This is a genomic window from Paenibacillus catalpae, from assembly GCF_900112695.1.
GTDB classification, from domain to species: Bacteria; Bacillota; Bacilli; order Paenibacillales; family Paenibacillaceae; genus Pristimantibacillus; species Pristimantibacillus catalpae.
The window spans coordinates 332,614-352,015 of sequence record NZ_FOMT01000001.1 but is presented as its reverse complement, the minus strand read 5'-3'; the positions used below and the strand labels follow the sequence as shown (position 1 = coordinate 352,015).

At 50.0% G+C, this 19,402-nt stretch carries 13 protein-coding genes; 2 read left to right on the top strand and 11 right to left on the bottom strand.

The annotated features are described in order from the left end of the window. Positions 1-33: 33 nt before the first annotated feature. Positions 34-999: a glycoside hydrolase family 25 protein gene (locus BM200_RS01170; RefSeq protein ID WP_091180387.1), complete on the bottom strand. Its 966-nt coding sequence runs from the start codon at positions 997-999 to the stop codon at positions 34-36. Positions 1,000-1,158: 159 nt separating this feature from the next. Beyond that, positions 1,159-2,037 (bottom strand): LysR family transcriptional regulator, encoded by an 879-nt coding sequence (locus BM200_RS01165; protein ID WP_091180385.1) that lies wholly within the window; start codon positions 2,035-2,037, stop codon positions 1,159-1,161. A gap of 161 nt (positions 2,038-2,198) precedes the next feature. On the opposite strand from BM200_RS01165, the gene BM200_RS01160 reads away from it, so the two are divergent. Together BM200_RS01160 and BM200_RS01155 are read left to right on the top strand one after the other, a co-directional pair. Next, positions 2,199-3,572, top strand: coding sequence for a uracil/xanthine transporter (locus BM200_RS01160; RefSeq protein ID WP_245772845.1), 1,374 nt, complete (start codon positions 2,199-2,201; stop codon positions 3,570-3,572). Positions 3,573-3,687: 115 nt separating this feature from the next. Continuing rightward, positions 3,688-4,077, top strand: a complete 390-nt coding sequence (locus BM200_RS01155) for a hypothetical protein (RefSeq protein WP_091180382.1) — start codon at positions 3,688-3,690, stop codon at positions 4,075-4,077. 34 nt (positions 4,078-4,111) lie between these two features. Here BM200_RS01155 and BM200_RS01150 read toward each other — a convergent pair whose 3' ends face one another. The 9 genes from BM200_RS01150 to BM200_RS01110 all read right to left on the bottom strand — a co-directional run bounded on the left by BM200_RS01150 (position 4,112) and on the right by BM200_RS01110 (position 19,205). Further along, positions 4,112-4,471, bottom strand: a complete 360-nt coding sequence (locus BM200_RS01150; protein ID WP_091180379.1) for an IDEAL domain-containing protein — start codon at positions 4,469-4,471, stop codon at positions 4,112-4,114. 99 nt (positions 4,472-4,570) lie between these two features. Beyond that, on the bottom strand, positions 4,571-4,822 hold the full coding sequence (locus tag BM200_RS01145; protein WP_091180377.1) for a hypothetical protein: 252 nt from the start codon (positions 4,820-4,822) through the stop codon (positions 4,571-4,573). An 82-nt stretch (positions 4,823-4,904) separates the two neighbouring features. Further along, on the bottom strand, positions 4,905-6,626 hold the full coding sequence (ilvB, locus tag BM200_RS01140; RefSeq protein ID WP_091180375.1) for a biosynthetic-type acetolactate synthase large subunit: 1,722 nt from the start codon (positions 6,624-6,626) through the stop codon (positions 4,905-4,907). Positions 6,627-7,543: 917 nt separating this feature from the next. Then, positions 7,544-8,218 (bottom strand): DUF2238 domain-containing protein, encoded by a 675-nt coding sequence (locus BM200_RS01135; protein WP_175532697.1) that lies wholly within the window; start codon positions 8,216-8,218, stop codon positions 7,544-7,546. A 113-nt stretch (positions 8,219-8,331) separates the two neighbouring features. After that, positions 8,332-11,004: a discoidin domain-containing protein gene (locus tag BM200_RS01130; RefSeq protein WP_091180370.1), complete on the bottom strand. Its 2,673-nt coding sequence runs from the start codon at positions 11,002-11,004 to the stop codon at positions 8,332-8,334. A 258-nt stretch (positions 11,005-11,262) separates the two neighbouring features. Further along, on the bottom strand, positions 11,263-12,174 hold the full coding sequence (locus tag BM200_RS01125; protein ID WP_091180368.1) for a sugar phosphate isomerase/epimerase family protein: 912 nt from the start codon (positions 12,172-12,174) through the stop codon (positions 11,263-11,265). 18 nt (positions 12,175-12,192) lie between these two features. Next, positions 12,193-13,152, bottom strand: a complete 960-nt coding sequence (locus BM200_RS01120; RefSeq protein WP_091180365.1) for a proline dehydrogenase family protein — start codon at positions 13,150-13,152, stop codon at positions 12,193-12,195. A 79-nt stretch (positions 13,153-13,231) separates the two neighbouring features. Beyond that, positions 13,232-14,044, bottom strand: coding sequence for an AraC family transcriptional regulator (locus BM200_RS01115; RefSeq protein WP_091180362.1), 813 nt, complete (start codon positions 14,042-14,044; stop codon positions 13,232-13,234). A gap of 103 nt (positions 14,045-14,147) precedes the next feature. Continuing rightward, the gene (locus BM200_RS01110; protein WP_091180360.1) at positions 14,148-19,205 is read right to left on the bottom strand and encodes an S-layer homology domain-containing protein; all 5,058 of its coding nucleotides are present in this window, start codon (positions 19,203-19,205) and stop codon (positions 14,148-14,150) included. Positions 19,206-19,402: the final 197 nt, after the last annotated feature.

Sequence of the window (19,402 nt, the reverse complement as noted above, 5' to 3'; positions counted from 1 at the left end):
CACACGGTATGACCGGAGGGGAGTTTTGCGCATTTATTTCTTCAGCAGCTCTTCAATCGCTTTGCGTGTATCGGCGCTGAACTCTTTGAAGAACTTAATTAATTCCGCGTTGCATAAGCCCGCGTTGTACAGCATTTGAATCGTAATAAACTCCGGCATGCCTTTATCGTTTACCGAAGTGATAATCCCCGCCTTCATGGCTGCGGAAGCAGAAGTCTTTGTCCAGCCGGGCGGCGTCTGGTCGCCCGACATATTAACATGCTTCTCGAGAGCCGCTATCCGCTCTCCAAGCTCCTCCATCTGCTGTTTTTCTGCATCTGTCATTGGCTGATCCTCCTCTTTGCCATAGGCTCTCAGCAAGTCCTCTTTGGTCCCTGCATATTCGTTCAAATCAACGTTCCCGTTAATGCCTGCCACCTTCCGGCTGCCGCTGGGCAATGTACCGCCGGAGCTCCCGTCGCTGTATTGCCAGAATGTCCATTTCGTCCACGCCTTTGCGTTATCAGGCGGGGTTGAAGCGTTATATCTGGCGATCCACAACGAATAGCTGCCAATCGTAGTATCGAAATGATTCGCAAAAGCGTTTCCGGTATAAAGGATTGGCTCTACGCCAAATAACCGCACCGTCTCCTCCAGAAAGGCTCTTGCTACGGCATTCATATTGGCATCGCTAAGATTGCCCGGATTCGTCTCGTAATCCATGACCGGTGGCAAAAGCAGCTTGGCAGCTTGTGATGCGGTCTGATAAAAAAACTGAGCCTCTCTTCTTGCCGCTGCCGCGGAAGTCGCCTTCAGGAAATGATAAGCTCCCGCCAGAAGCCCAGCATCCGCCGCTCCTGCGGCATTTCGCATGAAGGTTGGATCCTTATAGGTCTCGCCTTCCGTTGCTTTGACGAAAGCAAACGTAATACCGCTGCCCGCTACTTTCTTCCAGTCAATGTCTCCCTGGTAATGGGATACGTCAATGCCCTGGGCATTCCCCTTTGTTCTTCCTTGCACGACATCCCCTCCTTCGGGTCATCTAATTAGCTTCCTTTCCTATTAGTAGATTCATGTGCTGGTAGACGGGACACGGCATTTTGGCACAAAGAAGCCGCCCTGCATGAGGGCGGCCAGCCGTAAGTCGAAGGTGCCACGATGTTATTCCCGTTTTTTCAATTAGAATATCGGCCGCTCCGCTATTAACTCTATAAGCTTCTGGGCCGCTTTACTTAGATAATGCTGCTTCAGCCAGATGACCGCGGAGCTTGAGGTTACATCCGGCCCGTCAATCGGGTACGCCTTGATTCGATGATTCTGATACCGGTTAACCGAAGTCCGCGGAAGAATAGAAGCGCCAAATCCCGAAGCAACAAGCTCTACAAGCATGCCGATGTCCGAGCATTCCCCAATAATGGCCGGCGATAATCCCCGTGAATGGAACTGGTCGAGAATCAAGTGATATAGCCCAAGTCCTTCCGTGCTTGGCAGGACTAACGGATGTTTGGCAATACAATCATAGGTCACAGCTTCAGGCTTCTCATTCCCGGCTTCCGTTACAAAAAATAACGGCTCCGCGCCAAGAATGACATGGTCGAAATCCTCAAGCCCGATCGGAAGGCGGACAATAGCCAAATCCAGAGCCTTGTCCTTAATAAGCCTGGTTAACGTATTCGTCTCATTCTGCTGGATTTTGAACGTCACCTTCGGATACAACAGACGAAAGGCATTAAGTACGCCGGGAAGACGTTCATCCGACAACGTATTAATCCCGATCGACAGCTTCCCTCGAAGTCCAAGCCCGGATTCCTTCACTTCCTCCTTCGCTTCCTCCAGCAGCCGAGTAATGGTCAAAGCATGCTCATACAAGGTTTTTCCCGGAGCCGTTAATTCCAGATGACGGCCGCTCCGGATAAATAACGATACGCCAAGCTCTCCCTCCATCAGCTTCAGCTGCTGGCTGAGCGGCGGCTGGGACATATGAAGGCGCTGCGCCGCTGAAGTAACCTGGAGCTCTTCCGCAAGGGCAATGAAATAACGTAATTGTTTAATATCCATCTTTCGATCCAATCCGCAGGTCAGCCATATGATTTTCATATGCTTTCGCAATTTATTTAATATTTTTAATATAGTTATGCTCATGATACCATATACGGAGCATTCGGGAGAAAAACGAAGCTCGAATTGGACGGAAATTTTGAAGAAAGCTGGGAATAATAATGTTTAAATCCAAAGATAACTTCACGGTGCTGCTTGCCGGCATGCAGTGGCTATTCTTTATATTTACGAATACGGTCATGGTTCCGCTGTCGATCGGTCATGCGCTGGGACTTGCTCCGGAGGATATTGCCGCTTCCATGCAGCGTTCGTTCATCCTGACCGGCGTGCTCTGTATCGTCCAAGCGGTATGGGGTCACCGCTATGCGCTTATGGATGGTCCGGCAGGTGTTTGGTGGGGACTGGTCCTCAGCATTTGTGCTTCCGCGCCTGCAATGGGATTAGATATCGGCACAGTCGCGGCAAGCTTAAGCAGCGGCTTTATGATTTCAAGCACCGTTGTCATCCTACTAGCACTATGCGGATTTCTTAACGTATTGAAGCGCATTTTTACCCCAATGGTAATGGGAGTCTTTCTTCTGCTGCTCACCTTTCAGCTTGCCAATACGTTCTTTAAAGGAATGATTGGTTATGATCAAGGCGGAAAATGGGATTTGCAGCTGGCTGCCTTATCCCTGTTTATTATTGTCGTTGTAGCGCTTATTCATCTGAAGGGCAAGGGCAAATGGGGACAATTCTCTCTGCTCGGCGGAATTATTGTGGGCTGGGTCGCATACGCGCTGCTGTTTGGAAGCGAGAGCCGGATGGCGGCTTCCGGCGGAGGAGGCCATGGCATTTGGCACTTCCTCCCGTGGGGAACACCAGGCTTTGAACCCGGCATTATTATGGTTGGTCTGCTTGCCGGCCTTGTGAATATGACCAATACATTAACAAGCTTAACAGCTGCAGGCAGACTGTTTAAGAGAGAGGCGACAGACAAGCAATTTGTACGCTCCGTCATGTTCACGAACAGCTTCTCTATTCTGGCCGGCTGCTTCGGTCTCATTCCGTTCGGAACGTTCGCTTCATCAATCGGCTTTCTGGAAAATACGAAGGTATTGCGCCGTGCGGCGCTTATCGCAGGCTCCGCTATGTTTATTATTGTGGGTATCTTCCCGGCCTTAGGCGGTTGGCTCGCCAAGCTTCCATTGTCCGTAGGGAACGCTGTGCTGTTTGTGGCTTATCTGCAAATGTTCGGCACCGCTATCCGGACCTTTCAAGGGACAACGTTTAACGCAAAAACGATCTACCGGGTTGCCCTTCCTGTACTGACCGGAATCAGCATAATGAACATTCCCGTATCGGCCTTCGCGGAGTTTCCGCCGCTCTTGACGCCGATTCTCTCCAATGGTCTGATCATTGGAGTCATTCTTGTTATCCTTCTGGAAATTTTCGTCCGCTGGGACCGGTTCGAGACTACAACAAAAGCACCGGAGCCAGGCTCAAAGACCGGACCATACCGGCAGCCGTACAGTCATAATGAAATACGGGGCTAGTGCCGCATTATTACTCTAAAAAGGCTCTATTCCCTATTCAAACACCCATTCGAGTCCGGCATATTGTCCATAAACTATGAGATAAGCCTTCGCTGCGAGGGGATGCGAGTCTCATATGTTTAACTGTATCGGTAAGGTCGTTGTCGTTAATAATAATGGCATTATCCATTTTGGGTTCGCTAAACAAATCGCCCCGGAATTGGTACAAGTGGGTTCGGGCGATGGCTCCACAACATCGGAAGAAGCATTAGAAGAAACGGGCAGAGAAACCGAAAACCAGGCTAACGGCAATGGCGGTAATAGCGGTAACGGTGGAAATGGCAGCAAAAACAGCAAGGCCGCAAGCGGCAAAAGCAAGGGCACAAGCAACGGCAAAAGCAAAGGCAAAGCAACTGGTTCCGCACCTGCGGCCTCCAAAAAAGCCGCTTCCTCCGTTCCAGCCCTGCCGTTTGGGAATTTGCCGTTCGACACGCAAAGCGCATTGCTAAAAAAAGGGTTCAAATAAGCCGGAACGGCTTTATTTGAACCCTTTTCTTTACTTAAATATATGTCGACAACCGGGATCCGTTATTGTTCCACAACCACTTGCGGGCTTTCGAATCGCCTTCTACCGTGTCGTTTAGCTGACCGCTAAGCTCCATAAACCAGGCCTGATCCTGCGCTGCTAACGCGAGATCAATCAAGCTGCGGATATCTTCTTCATCCGGAGACCACTCTGCCTGTTTTCTAAAATGATGAGCCTTGCCTAATGCAATCCGTCCGGCTGAATCCTCGTTATCCGATTTCACAACATAAACCTTTACTACGCCTTGTTCCAAGTCAACTTGCTCAACATAGCCGAAAATAAATTCGCCGCTGATCGTTTGTCCTTGCACCCAATCGCTGACTGCAATATTCACGGTCATCACCGCCCTTAATGAAAGTAAGTAACTGTAACTTAAGTTATTACTGTTATAATAATGTATACAGTTGTTGATGTCAACAGGCTAATGGGAAGATTACTCCTTCAACAAAGCTTCTGTTAAAAACTCCTGTACCTGAGTCAAATACGGCGCTCCGGTTAACCGTTGATCAGAGTTATGGAACCGATTCAGCTCGGTTGTTTCACTACCCGGGAGACTGCTCTTGTAAAACAAATGAATAGCGTATTGTTCATTCTCGTCAGGTTTCAGCTCTTTTAAAACATCCTCTTTCGATGGACCTCCGCCGCAGCCGGCTAACGGGATAAGGAACAATACGGCTGCCAGCAAGATAGAGACGATTCGGATCTGTGCATGTTCTCCTCCTGATCGGTGATAACCTATATACGCCGGAAAACGGAAGAAAGTTCTGTTACTCGAATTCCCCCAGGATCATCTCATCCAGAGCCGTACCGCCAAGTACCATCGGATATACATTCTCATCCATCGGAATGACGAATTCCACAAGAACCGGTCCCGGAGTGTCCAAGGCTTCCTTCCAGGCAGCGTCCGCTTCCTCCTTCGTACTCGCGCGTAATCCCTTAATCCCGTAAGCCTCCGCCAGCAGGACAAAATCCGGACTTCCCGCAAGATCGATCTGGCTTAACCGGTTCTCGTACATCAGCTCCTGCTGCTGCCTAACCATCCCAAGCACCCGGTTGTTCAGAACAACAATCTTGACCGGAATTTGATGCACCGCGCAAATCGCCATTTCCTGAGCGCACATCTGCATCCCGCCGTCACCGTTAACGGATATAACCAGCCGCTCAGGATTACCGATCTGCGCACCGATGGCAGCCGGAAAGCCAAACCCCATTGTGCCAAGTCCTCCTGAGCTCAGGAGAGAGCGCGGTTGATTAAACTTGTAAAATTGCGCCGTCCACATCTGATGCTGGCCAACATCCGTTGAAATAATCGCATCGCCATGGGAAGCTTTATGCATCATTTCGAGTACGTACTGCGGCTTTAATTCCGAATCCGAATCGTTGTAGCGCAAGGGATGCTGCGATTGATACTGCCTGATCTGCTCCATCCAGCCGGCTGTATTGGAAAGTGCTGCTAACTTAGAGGCGAAAGCAAGTATGCCCTTCAGATCCCCGATAATGCTGATATCCGCTTTAATGATTTTGTCTATCTCTGCCGGATCAATATCGATGTGTACAATCCGTCTTGCCTGCGGGGCAAAGCCTCCTACCTTCATCGTCAGCCGGTCATCAAACCGCGAGCCAAGCGAAATAATCAAGTCCGCATGCTGAATGGCCATATTCGCGGCGTAATTGCCATGATGTCCTGCCATGCCAACGGCATAGGGATGCCCGCTCGGAAATCCGCTAAGTCCGTGCAAGGTTGAGACTACCGGAATTTGAGTCCGGTCAACGAATCGGAGCAGTTCTTCAGAAGCGTTGGAATGGACAATGCCTCCGCCGGCAATGATAAGCGGCCGCTCTGCTTCAGCAATGGCCGAAAGCCAGTCTGCGATACGCTCTATGTCCACTGTCGGATCAGGCTCATAACCGCGCAGTTGAATCTCCTCTTTGTACGGCTCGTATAGCAGCTTCGCATTCGAAATATCCTTCGGAATATCGATCAGTACCGGACCTTTCCTGCCGGAATTCGCCAAATAGAAGGCTTCATGCAATATTCTCGGAATGTCCGCTGCATCGCGAACGGAGTAGCTGTGTTTCGTAATCGGCATCGTAATGGCTATTATATCCGCTTCCTGAAAAGCATCCGTCCCTATCAAGGATGTAGGCACATTCGCCGTAATGATAACCATCGGGATGGAATCCATATGGGCCGTAGCGATGCCGGTTACCAGATTGGTCGCCCCCGGGCCGGAGGTCGCTATGCATACCCCGACTTTTCCGGTAGACCGGGCATAACCGTCGGCAGCGTGAACCGCTCCTTGCTCGTGACGGGTAAGAATATGCTTGAATTCTTTATTATGCGTCATCGCGTCATAGATGTATAAGGCACTCCCGCCAGGGTATCCGAATACCGTATCTACACCTTCATCCAGTAATCCGCGAAGTAATGCTTCCGAGCCAGTCATCCAGGTAGTTGATTGTGTCTGCGCTTGTGTTGTTTGTTGCATGATGGGCAGCCTCCCGTAATTAAAAATAACCCCTTTCATCCATGGCTAATCACAGCAATGCTGTTTAAGCCTTAGGGACGAAAGGGGTTTCTTTTTCGCGGTACCACCCTGGTTCACCGGTATTCTCGCGAATCCGGTCTCATGAAGCAGGGTTGTTACCCTGCCTCCGGCACAATAACGTGCGCCAGTCCGGTTGAGCCTACACAGCTGAATCTCAGCCTTCGGTCAACAGCTCCGAGATGACCGCGAGCAAAAGCTTATGGCAAAGGTCTCACCGTTCCCCCTGCTCTCTGGACATAAGCCGAATGCCGCTATTTCTCTTCAACGCTATTTCAGCTATAACAACAATAAAACCCCTTTCTTCCATAGGCGTCAGCTTACACAGCTGATCTAGCCTAGGGACGAAAGGGGTTATTCTTCGCGGTACCACCCTGGTTCACCGGTTCTCTTGCGATTCCGGTCTCATGAGGTAAGCTTCTCCTTACCTGCTGCACGATAACGTGTGCCAATCCGGTTGAGCCTACACAGCTGAATTGCAGCCTTCAGTCAACAGCTCCGAGATGACCTCATACATCGCTTAAGGCAAAGGTTTCAGCATTCCCCTTGCTCTCTGGGCATAAGCAGCCTGCATGTTTTTCTCTTCTGCGCTTTTGCTTTTGCACATCATAGCACATCAAATTCGGCTTTTCAATCCTGTTTTTTCCCCAATTTCACCCGTACCCTATACATGGGCACCACGGTTATGTCATGGAAAACAGCGATTTTCTCGCCTTCGAAATGCTGCTCTGTGGCCATATTATTGACCAGTTATTTTATCCGAATGTTCAAGCGCACCTTCGGGAAGACGCCCAAGCAGTATTTGTTAAATCATTAAATTGGCATAGAAATAACCCCTTTCAACCCGAGGCTGAAAGGGGTTATTTCACGCGGCTTTTATTTAACGTTTTGTGTAAAATCAGAAAAATCACAACGGCAAGCAGGGCGCCGATGAGTGTCATCGTCATATCCTTCTGGGCATCAAACGGATCGCCCTCAAGCCCGATATATTGGGCGGCCATCTTTCGGTTGAACAGATAGGCGGACCACATTTCGAGCAGCTCATATAAGGCGCTTGCCGTCATGATGAAGGTGAAGGTCACGAGGTATGGCGGCCACTTCCCGCGCAGCTTCAGAAAATATTGGACAGCTTCCCGCACGGGGAATGCAACTAATAACCCAAAAGCAAAGTGGACGATCCGGTCATAAAAGCCTCTCTTGATATGGAGAGCCTGCTTCAGCCACTCGTCTACCGGTGTATTCTGATACGTGTAATGCGCTGCAAAAGCATGCATCGCCAAAAAGAACGCGATAAGCAAATACGATAAATTGCTTAACGGAAACTTCCGGTAGACGATAGCCAGCACAAGGATAAATGCGATTAAGAGTGCATTTTCGACCGCCCAAATTTTCCAATCTGAGGGCTTTATCGCCATGATGATCCAGAAGACAACAAACACCGCAATAATGATCTGCAACAGTCTGTTCTGCTTAAAAGGAATCAAGTGGCTTCGCAGCCATTTGGACCAGCCAGTCATACCCGTCGAGCCTGTCATGTTGCCGCTCCCCCCTTGCATCCATAATAAGGATTAGCTTTCCCGAAAAGAGGAGGAAACATCCGGTAAATATCATAAAGGAGAGGGAACCTCCCTCTCCTTCCTTGATCCGATTATTTGCTGGCTTTATGCACCCAGAATTCGACAATGCTGTTCCAGCCGTTCAGCTCATTGCCGTAGCCGACATATTTGATGAATTTGGCTTTTACCGGCTGCGGGAGAGGAAAGCTCTCTGTGGCGTTAGGCGATGGCTTATGGCTCTTCTGATGATCAAGTATTTTCTCATAATGAACGCCGTCTTCGGATACCTCTATATCAAATGTACTGAAACGCTGATTGCCGTTGTAGAACAAAATGCTGACCTGATCGATCTTCTGAGCCTTCTCCAGCTCAACGAGCAAATATTGTCCGCTGCCGTCAGCCGACCATCTGGAATCCGGATCACGGTCCATCGTGTTGATTGGCAGATTGCCGTCATTGGCGCTTGCCGTCACTTGACGGATTGCCGCAAGCTTGCCTTCCGGCTCAGTCATCGCCTCAAGAACGGTAAACGTACGAGTAGAGGTTACTTCTGCCCCGTTCATCTTGGTGGATGCGGATACGGTCACGGTTCCCGGCTTTTTCGCTTTGAACACATTGCCTTTCTTTATGCTGCCAAATTCTTTGTTATCGATTTTATATTTCACCTTGAGGCCAGCCTGTACCGGATCGATCGTCTCGCCGTTATTCAGCGTAATAAGAGACTTTAATGCCCCCTCATGACCAACACTAATCGCATCGCTGGTTACGCGCCAGCCAAGGGTTGAACGGTCGGGAGAGATCGAAATACTTTTGGGAAGCGCCGGATTTGCCGCCACCTGGAAAGTTATTTTATAGTCTGTGGTTTGTCCGTTCTTCGTAACATGTATCGCACCCGTGCCGTTCGGAGCAGCTGGCTGCTCGATTCGGATTGAGGCGTCGCCTGCAAGAGCTGCTGCCTCAAGGGTTGGCGTTGTCTTGGTTCCATAGGGAAGAACAACCGTATAGGCCGTCTTCAGAAACTGTACGCCCTCCGCCGGTTCACCATTCACCAGCAGCGAAGCAAGACCTGTTCCGAGCTGGCTCTCCCGTCTTGCATATTGATCCTCGAACAGGCTTTGCGGCGATAACCGCTCGCCTTCTCCCACACCTTCCGCCATATCAAAAGGCTTCGTATCCGCTTCCGGAATTGAACCGGTAATTTGAACATTTACGCCGTTCACCGGCCCTTTTGTGCCAATAACATAACCGTTGCCGGATTGCTCGGATTCCACGATAATGCCGTTTTTACTGCTATGTGCCTTAAGCCCTGTCGTGTTCCAGAACACGCTTTCCGTCGTTACGACACCATGCCGGTTTGTTGCCGAAGACCCGTAATCCCTCGTAATAGCGGAGATCCCGTCGCCGTTCACCGTCATATTGTCAATCAGGTTCGCCATGCTCAGGTACATGTGGAAATCGGTCATAAGAGTGGAGTTCTCCGAGTACACGTTATGCATGACATTGCCGTTCGCGGAGAAATTCGCATACGTAAAGCTGTGTCTTGCGCCAATCGCATTGCTGTCTGTAATCAAATTATCGTTGCCGATAAACTGATACAAATAACCGTTTCCGTTCGCACCCCGGTATTGCGGGTATTCCATCGTCACATGGTCAACGGTAATATTTTTCGTCCGGTCAAGAATGATGCCCTTGGATAAAATATGGTAGGTAGAGTTGCCCTCCGGCTTGTACGTGCTGATGTTGCGGATCCAGCTGTTTGCGGCTGCAATGACATTAATGGCTTTCGCGTTATCGGTCTCATAGCCGGCTGTTCCCTCGACTTTAAAGTCATCCTCGCCTAGTCCGCTCTTCGAATTCTGGATATTCGCAATGGAGAAATCCTCCAGCCCAATCTCCGAGATTGGAGCCTGTGTCTTCGTAACGGTAATGTTATCTCTGGTCTTCAGCGGATAACGGGTCGGGATATCTACGGTCAGCGTATGATGCTCCGCATCTACCGCAACAATCTGCCTGTAGAAGATCGGCTCCACCTTCCCGAGGCGCGAAGCCCATTTGTTCTGCATGCCAAGCTCCGCCAGAAATTCCTGCGTTGTATCAAAGGTAATCAGCACATAATCGCCAACCGCGAAACCAGCTGCATCATCAACCGGGAGCAGAACGGTTGTCTTCGTGACGGATTTGCTCAGCTTGGCTGTTGTATCTGTCTTCACCCAGTCGCCGCCGCCAATGCGGATAATATCCTTCTGCTTCATAAATTCAGAGGCATTGTACAGGAACGTCTTGCCGATACCTGCTCCCTTGAGCACCACATTACTCGCATGAATGCCTAGAGCATAAGCTTGTCCATCAGGAGGATTCAGCTTGTAGGTACCTTCCGGCAGATAGACGACACCGCCGCCGGCTGCTGATGCAGCATTAATCGCCTGTTGGATGGCCGATGTTGCATCGGTTTGGCCAGTGGCATCCGCAGAGTACGGCGCTTTTGTCACATCGATGCCGCCCGTCGCGTCCACGTCAGGAAGCGGAGCTTCGCCCCGGTGATAGCCTGCATAGGAGAAATCATGAAGGAATCTGCCTTCCGCGTCTTCATAGCCCGGATACCAATTGTCCGGATACAGCAAGCTGCGCCCTCCCTCTCCCAGCGGTATCGTTCCCGGAAGCACGGCTTCGCCTGCGGCGTGCGCTTCTCTTCCAATGGGACCCGTAAGCAAGGTGCTCACCGCCACGCATACGGTCAACATCCCTATCAACAATCTGGTCTTCATCCATCAATTCCTCCTCGTCATGATTCAAATTGAGTCATATATGATAGCGATTACAATTCCTTCTGCCCTCCTTCCTTGATTCGCCTGCTGAACACCCAAATTATAGAATAGCTGTATTCCAATTGGGTATGGGCAAAAGCTTCATTCCGATTGATCATTTGGTTTGCGAATTGGCAAATCAGACCACTTCATTGATCATTTCTGTGAAAATCCGCATAAAAAAGGCCGCCTGCACATGCAGACAGCCTTTCATTCCCCTTATCGTACAACGCTCTTGTTTACCGCCTCGGCTACAACCTCTTCCCACAGCTCCTCGGCGATTTGCTTCAGAAGCAGTGCCTGCTGCCAGCGGTCGGTTGTTTCAATCTCGCGGTTCTCCTCAACGATCCTGGTAATCGCATAGCCTGGAGGACCAAGCTCGGGAACAAAAGAGAGAATATCGCCAGGCACTGCATTCGCATACCAGTTCCGCATCCCTTTCTTCCACCAGCGTTTGAAATGGTCTACCATCGGATGACTGCCGCTCTTACCGATATCAATCTGAACCTGCTCCCCGTTCGAGATGCGGCCATGGATCCCTGCCGTCCGCTCCAGCAGAACCTCAAACTCCGCCTCCGCGCGGCTGCCAGCACCGTCTAATTCACCAGCCACGACATAATGCGATAAATCGATGATCAGCTGTAATTGCGGCAAAGCCCGTACATAATCCGTCGTCCGGAGCAAATCCTGCGTGATCCTGCCCCGGTGTGTTTCGATGAAATGAGGAATTCCCGCATCCGCTGACGCTTCAAGAAGCTCCTGCAGCAATTGGACAGCCTTATCACCAACCACAAAGGCATCCATAACCTGCGAATTGATATATTGCACCCGGCCAAACTGTTTGACTGTCTCCAGAATGTCCCCCATGTCGCTCTTACTTGACGGGAAAGCAACCGTACTGAAGGTGAACTGGTATTTATCCAGCAATCGATGCCACTCCAAGATATCCTGCTCGGATGGCATCGTGGCGCTTATCCCGGTGAACCCGGCAGCCGCAATCCGCTCGAATTTCTCTTCCATCGTCCATTCCCGGCCGTTCTCGCCAAGGCCGATCATTGCCCACCAGGACTGCTGCAGCTCCATTCTTGGCGGAAGCGAAGAACCGTCATTCAGGTGATAATTAGATGTCATAACGAACACACTCCAATGCTAGTAGTTGTTGTTCATTTCCTGTCCGCTTACCATATCGATAACAGCCTGATACAGGTTAGGCGGGTATTCCGCAATCCGGTGACATAAATACAAGTACCATTCATGACCGTAAGGAACATAAATGCGAACCGGTTGTCCAGCTCTTTGAAGCCGGCTTGCCAGATCCGGGCGAATACCGTATAACATTTCGATTTCGGCTTGAGAGTCCTGCAGCCAGCCGCGTTCCAGCACGGCGTTAATAATAACTTCGTCATGGGTTGCGATAGAAACCTGATGCCCTTGCTGGATTGCTATTTCTACCAATTGCAAGTAACGTTGATTCAATTCAGGTGACCGGGCAATAGAGAGATGATCCGGCTCTTGATAAGCCCCTTTCACGATGCGGATGCGGCGAGGTGATGTGACCGCAGCCAAATCCTCCAGCGTTCTTGTCAATTGCGCCTGCAGGGTAATGCCAATACCCGAATAGACAGCTGCTGCCTGGTTATAGACGGATAATATGTCGTCTGTTTTGCCTGACTCTTCCATGCTGATAAAGAGCTCAATATCCGTTCCTGCGGCTTGTACTGCCAGATCCATCAAATAAGAATAAGCAAGAGATGGGCTTACCATTAAGCCGATATGTGACAAATCAAACGATACCCGGGCCGGCATTCCAGCCAGCTTCAGCTCATGGATAAGCGCTTTCAACTCTATTGCAGCCTGTTCACATTCAGCGAGGTCGAACGTATTCTCCCCCATATATTCGATAGAAAGAGAATAACCCCTTCCCGCTAGCTTTTTCCCTGCTGCCATGCCATCCTGAAGATGATCTCCCGCAACATACCGTTTAGCAGCATGACTCAAAATACGATTCAATTGCGGTGTTTGCTCCACATAATCTTTTACATCCATACGCCTTGCGATTGATTTTAAAGCTGCTGTAAATTGTTGTTCCAATTCCGAAGGTTGATACATGATGCCACTCCTTTTCTCCCAATTGCCCTTATTGTAAGGAAGAACGGAGCGGCAGTATTGTATAAAATTGCTCTTGCTGCTACATCGATAATGCGTACTTTTGAGGCGTAACCCCTACGATCCTGCTAAACATTCTCGTAAAATGGCTTTGGTCATAGAATCCCGCTTCCGCCGCAATATCTGCAATCGGCCGCTGCCTCTTCTTAAGCTCCGTCTTGGCATGATTGATCCGCAGCAAGTTTTGATAGGCATGTGGCGGCAAATGGCTGGATTGTTTGAATAGTCGAATCAGATGAAATTTGCTGATGCCGGTTATGCTCTCAAGACTATCTAATGTGATCTTCTCGGTAAAATGCTCATGCAAATATTCGCTTACCAGCTTGATGTATTTCCGGTCTTGTCTGGTGCTGCTGCCTTCATGCTCATAATCGGAATCATTGCGGCTCACAAGCGCCTGAATGAGTTCGATCATAGAGGTTTCAATCGCAAGCGGCGTACCTGATCCGGATAGTGCATCCATCACTTTGTTCATATAGAGCCGGCAGGCCTTGTTCTTCCCCTCAGCAAGTAAAAAGGGAATATGTAACTGGTCAAGCTCCCGCTGCGAAAGCCCCTGAAGCCATTCCTGCTTAATAAACAGCATCTTATAGCTCCAGTCTGCGCCTTCCTCCGGATGACAGGCATGAAGCATCATTGGCGGAAAGCTGATCATTCTCCCTGCTTCCACCTTGTGTTTCGTCCCATCGCACCAGGCATAAGTCTCTCCCGTGTCTATTAACCCTATAGAATACTCCTCATGAAAATGCTTCTGATAGGCAAAATCACTCTTCCGGCATCGCTTGGCCTCCAGGAATGGAAGGGCTGAATCGCGATAAAAGATAACATCCGGCATGCTGCAGGGAACACCTCCTTTTTACTAGGGACTATTATAACAGCTGGATGAAAAAGGACAATCCGGAAGAATACCTACTTCCGGATTGTCCTGGTCTCAAACTCTAATTCTTGTAGATGTTATACAGCATAACCGCAACCTCTGCTCTTGTAGTTGTTGCAAGAGGCGACAGTTTGCTGCCTGAACCTTGAACGATGCCATTCTTCACCAGAGTTGCGATACTGTCTGCCGCATAGGCGCTTACTTGATCGGCATCCGCGTAACCGCTGATGTCACCTGCTGTGCCGTTCATTGCAGCCAGCTTTTGCACGGCAACTAACGCTTTGGCCGTTAACGTCATCATGTCCTGACGGCTGATGCTCGCACGAGGATCAAACCGGTTATCGCCGATTCCGTTTGTTATACCAAGCTTCTTCGCAATGCCAACCGCCTCATAGTAATAGTCGGTAGATTGGACATCTTCAAAGTTCGAATCAAATTTGGCTGTCAGACCAAGCGTGGATACAAGAAGCTTCATAAAATCAGCTCTCGTAACGGCCGCATTTGGCGAATAGGTTTGAGCCGACGTACCGTTAATGATTCCTCTGGACGCGAGCGCTTCAATCTGTGCTTTCGCCCAAGTCACGCTAGCCAGATCGTTAAATGTTTTGTGAACTTCAACAACAGCAAATTTGCTGAAGTGCGTAGTTGTAAACACCATAGCACCTGCTGCCTGATCATAGCGGCCGCTAGGCACCGGCTCTGTTGTACCGTCATCCTTCACATACAGGATCACGAGATGATCCTGGGATTCGCCCGCTTGCGGTGTGTACGGAATCGTTACAACGACCGGAGCATCTTCATTATGGAAGGCGATCGGCTTGTTATCTGCCAGCATGCTGACTTCAATGACTGGTTTCTCTGCTGTCGAAGTATCAGCTGCCCCAATGTGAAGGGTCACGTTTTGAGCGGAACCAAGCTCGGCAGTCGAGAACATCCCCGCCGGCAAAGTAACCGTGCCAAACTTCGTCTTAATCCGGATCACTTGCTCCTGACCAAGCGAAGCAAGAACAGCTGCCGGAATTTGCTGCTCATAGGCTTCTGCTCCTGCCACCTGCGGCAGTTCAATCTCCACGACCTTCTCTCCGCTGCGCAGAACAGGTGCAAGCAGGATGGCTTGGTTTAACTCCGCTGCTGTAACCGAACCTTTCACAACTTTGGTCGTCGAATCAAGTACGCCGTTTACAGTCAGTCTCGCCAAATCCGAAGTAACAACCGGCGTTAATCCGTTGCTGCCGGAGCTGCTGCCCGAACTGGACTTCGCAGGTACAGCAACGGCAATGGACACCGTATCCGCTGTTGTGCTGTCCGATGTTCTCGTTACACGAAGAACGAGATGAACTATTGTATCGGATGCTGGCGGCGTAATGACACCTTGTGTGCTGATGACTTCGCTGTCCGATGAGAGAACAGCCACCGTGAACTCAGCCGGAACTACAGGCAGCTTTAAGGCTGTCGCATTTTTCGCCGGAGCAGCAATTGCCGTAATGCCGTCCGCAACCTCTTGCGCCGTGCGGGCAATTGCAGCGCTTTGCGCACTGGACAAAGCCGACTCTGTGCCCGTTCCGTCAATTACGCTCACCTTGTAATAATACGTATGCTCAGAAGGCAAGCCGGAATCGGTGTAAACCCCGGCCGTTCCGCTGTAAACCTTCGTATACGAACCATCCTCGCTGTCTGAACGATATAGGTTATAGCCAAGCGCTCCCGTCGTTTTGTTCCACGAAAGCTGAACGCTAGTTGAAGATGCCGCCGCAGCCGCAAGTCCCATTGTTGGGTCGGCAGCAGGCGTTAATGAAGGATCCACGATCATTATCCAGCTGATCATCGGATCTTGAGAAGCGGTATTTCTTATGGTTATGTTCAGCGAACCATCTGTTACGTTTACGCCTGTGTAAGCCATCGTATTGCTTGGCGTAAACGTAATAGCACCCTTGTTCTCGCCGTTAAGAAGCAGATTGGCTTTCCTGCTCGTATTCGTCCATGGATCATTGAAGCCCAGGTAAACATCATACGAGCCATTCTCCAGAGTGAACTGATAAGCAAGATCAGTGCCCTTCGGAGAGTTCGCCACATTGCCGCCGTTCAAATATCGCACGGTGGAGAAAATATCCCCCGATGCCGAACCTGAAGGCAGCGAATCGATGCCAAGATAACCCCAAGGCGTCGCATCGGCATCATTATAAGCTTGCTCGACTACCGTTTTGTTCGCTAGTGTATCCTGCATATAAGAGGCAAGCAGTTTGTAATCGGAAGTCGCATAACCGCCGGCGTTAACGAAGTACAAGGCATTATCCGGCACGACATACATCTTGATGCTTTGTACCTTGTTGTGATGCTCAGGCAGCGTCATTTGAACGGTAATTGGACCTGGTTTGGAGAAATCTGCTGCTGTCGGAGCATGAGAATTAACGGACCAGGTTACCGGTGTGGATTGTGTTCCCGTTTTGCCTAACACATCAACCTGCTCAGGCAAGTCCGGCACCTCTCCAAGCTTAACCGCTTCAGGGAACTTGGTGGTTACATTGACCTGACCCATCGCATCCAGAAGATCCGGTGTCCAATTCGCATACCATTTGATTGCAATATCCGTGCCCATTCCAAACTCAATCGGCAGGAAAACATATTTGGCGCCGTCACCCGCAAAGTTGCCGCCATTCCACATATCGCCAACATAAATAAACTTGCCGTTCTCCGGATCCACCGGAATAACGAAGGTCGATTGGGTATTAAACGCTTTTGCCGGATCCGGATCGCTGGCCGAAGTACGGACGAACGGATCCTGCATCGGAGCCCATGGACCAAAGATATGATCGGCAACCGTATATTTGTTCTGGTTCGCCGCCCATCCGGTTGCGCCGGAAGTAATCATGTAATAATGGCCGTTATATTTGAACATCGCCGGCGCTTCGCGCTGAGCACCCGGGAATACTCGTACATAGTCTACGCCGTACACGGCTTTGTACGAAGTATCGCGGACAGCATTTCCGTTCTCATCCACGTTGCCATCCTTGTGCCAGCCTGTTACATCAAGATAATCCGGCGTCAGCTTCGAGATGTAGATGGTCAGGTTCTCTTCGCTTGAATAGATCAGGTAACCCGTGCCGTCGTCATCCTTGAACAGGTTCATATCCCGTGCCATACCCTTATCGCTTGGATGGTAATCGGTCTCCCCTGCCGGTGCCAGATCCATCCGGTAGCTTCGCTGATAGACGAACGGTCCGGTAGGCGAATCACTGGTCGCTACCCCAGCTTGAGCTTTGCCATAGTTCGCGTTGTTGTTGTATGGATCTTTGTCTCCGTCGATATGAGCCCACATCACATATTTCTTTGTTTCATCGTTGTAAATGACTTTAGGCCGTTCCACAATTCTTCCCTTGCGGATATCCGCCCAGATGTTCACCGTATCCGTTCTTCCTTCATACAGCTTGGAGATAAGCGGATCACTCGTGAAATCATCCATTGAATGGATTAACGTAAGCGCCATGCCTTCGTCTTTCCAGTTCATCAAGTCGGTTGAAGAGTATACGCGAACGCCTGCTGCTGGCCATCCGCCTTTGTGATACTCCCCGTACCAGTAGTACTTTTGCGTTTTCGCATCGTACATTATACCCGCGCCATGGGCATCAATCGGATTGCCGGTTGTATCTGCCCATAATGTTCCCGGAGTGAAGGACGTACGTACCGCACTTACGCCAAGCAGATCGGAGACGGAAGAGGCAACGCCATCTACGACCGCGCTGATGGTGTAGAAGTAACCTGTTCCTTGCGTTAATCCGGCGTTGATGTAAGTTGTATCTGTTCCGTTATAGATTTCGGAAAAGGTTCCGGTGGCGCTTGCTGCCCGCTTCACGGAATAAGTAACCGTTGTCCCCGGTACCGCGTCCCAGGTCAACGTGACGGAGGAATCCGTTACAGCCGCTGCCTTAAAGTTGGCCGGAGCATCAAAGGAATACGTAGTGGCCTGCGCAGAAGCCATCTCCGATTCACCAAATGCGTTGTAAGCTGAAATATGATACTTATATTCCGTATTCGCTGTCAGTCCTGTAGCCTGGAAGCTTAAAGAAGTACCGTCATAAATCTCGTCAAATGTTTCGCCGCCATTCGAAGACTGGTACACTTTATAGCCGGCTGCCTTTGCAACCGCCGCCCAGCTCAGATTGATTTTCGACGAATTAACAGCACCGGCCGTCGGACTGGCTGGCGCTGCCGGGGCTGCGCCTTCAGTCTTCGCGTTCATTTCCGGGGACCATTGGGATTCGGTAAGCCCGCCATATAAGTAAGCCATTTTATAATAATAAGCGGTATCCGAGCTAAGACTGCTGTCCGAGTAGCTGTTCGTGGTACTGTTCCCGACATAGGCATAACCGCTGCCTGATGTCGTGGAACGGTAAATATTATAGCTGCTAGCACCCTCTACTGCATCCCAGGTCAGAGATACGGAAGAGCTTGTTGTTGCATCCGATTGGATAACGGTCTGGTTGCCAGCCGGTACATCTGTGACTAGTACGTCATCCACCTGAACCGACTGCCATTTGTTGCGGATGCCGATTTTACCGTTTGTATAAGTGGTGTCCACTGCATCAAATACCAGCTTATCCATTCCGTTTTCCACGATATAACCTTTAATGGAGCTGCCAATAAGCACCAGCTTCAGCGTATACCAGGTGTTTTTGCTTAGAGGATAAGTAACGGATTTGATCTGTGTATCCGCCCCGTTAATTCGTTTGGATAATACGAGTCCGGTGGAGGACTGCATCTGGAAATAGTAAAAGTTTTTATAGTCTTGGACCCGAGCCAGAATTCCGGGATAAGCTCCGCCTGCGCCTGTATAGATGCGCATAGTAACGGTGGAATCGGTCCAATTATCTCCTGTCGTAATAATGCCTTCGCCGGCATCGGTCTGGCTGAGCACTTTATTGCTGGCATCAGCCGGATCCGCTCCGACGGTCCATGTGCCGGAGGCGACTGTCCATTCCGGTTCAGTCGTTAAATCTCCGTCTGTAAAACTGTCCTCTAAATCAATCTCTGAAGCTGCCGAAACCTTGGGGATCGGCGTAAAGTTGAATAATGAGACACCTAATGATAGCAGCAGAAGCCAAGCGATTGGTTTTTTCCGCACTCTCTGTTCGCTCCTTTTAATAAAATAGAATACGATCAAACGCGGGAAGCAATGGGAATACCGGTTAATCACGCCCCTTTTCGTAACCGGTTTCATGAAACCGGTTTCATGTAATGCCTAAAAAGATGAAATCCAGCATGACTTCTTTAGGCTTTACAAGAAGAAAGCGGTTTCATGAGACCAATTGTACTGCTTTC

What these genes read in the sequence shown, in the direction of transcription:
- BM200_RS01120 (WP_091180365.1), bottom strand. Translation starts at nt 13,152, where the DNA reads ATGTATCAACCTTCGGAATTGGAACAACAATTTACAGCAGCTTTAAAA.
- ilvB (WP_091180375.1), bottom strand. Translation starts at nt 6,626, where the DNA reads ATGCAACAAACAACACAAGCGCAGACACAATCAACTACCTGGATGACT.
- BM200_RS01115 (WP_091180362.1), bottom strand. Translation starts at nt 14,044, where the DNA reads ATGCCGGATGTTATCTTTTATCGCGATTCAGCCCTTCCATTCCTGGAG.
- BM200_RS01130 (WP_091180370.1), bottom strand. Translation starts at nt 11,004, where the DNA reads ATGAAGACCAGATTGTTGATAGGGATGTTGACCGTATGCGTGGCGGTG.
- BM200_RS01155 (WP_091180382.1), top strand. Translation starts at nt 3,688, where the DNA reads ATGTTTAACTGTATCGGTAAGGTCGTTGTCGTTAATAATAATGGCATT.
- BM200_RS01160 (WP_245772845.1), top strand. Translation starts at nt 2,199, where the DNA reads ATGTTTAAATCCAAAGATAACTTCACGGTGCTGCTTGCCGGCATGCAG.
- BM200_RS01135 (WP_175532697.1), bottom strand. Translation starts at nt 8,218, where the DNA reads ATGACAGGCTCGACGGGTATGACTGGCTGGTCCAAATGGCTGCGAAGC.
- BM200_RS01125 (WP_091180368.1), bottom strand. Translation starts at nt 12,174, where the DNA reads ATGACATCTAATTATCACCTGAATGACGGTTCTTCGCTTCCGCCAAGA.
- BM200_RS01165 (WP_091180385.1), bottom strand. Translation starts at nt 2,037, where the DNA reads ATGGATATTAAACAATTACGTTATTTCATTGCCCTTGCGGAAGAGCTC.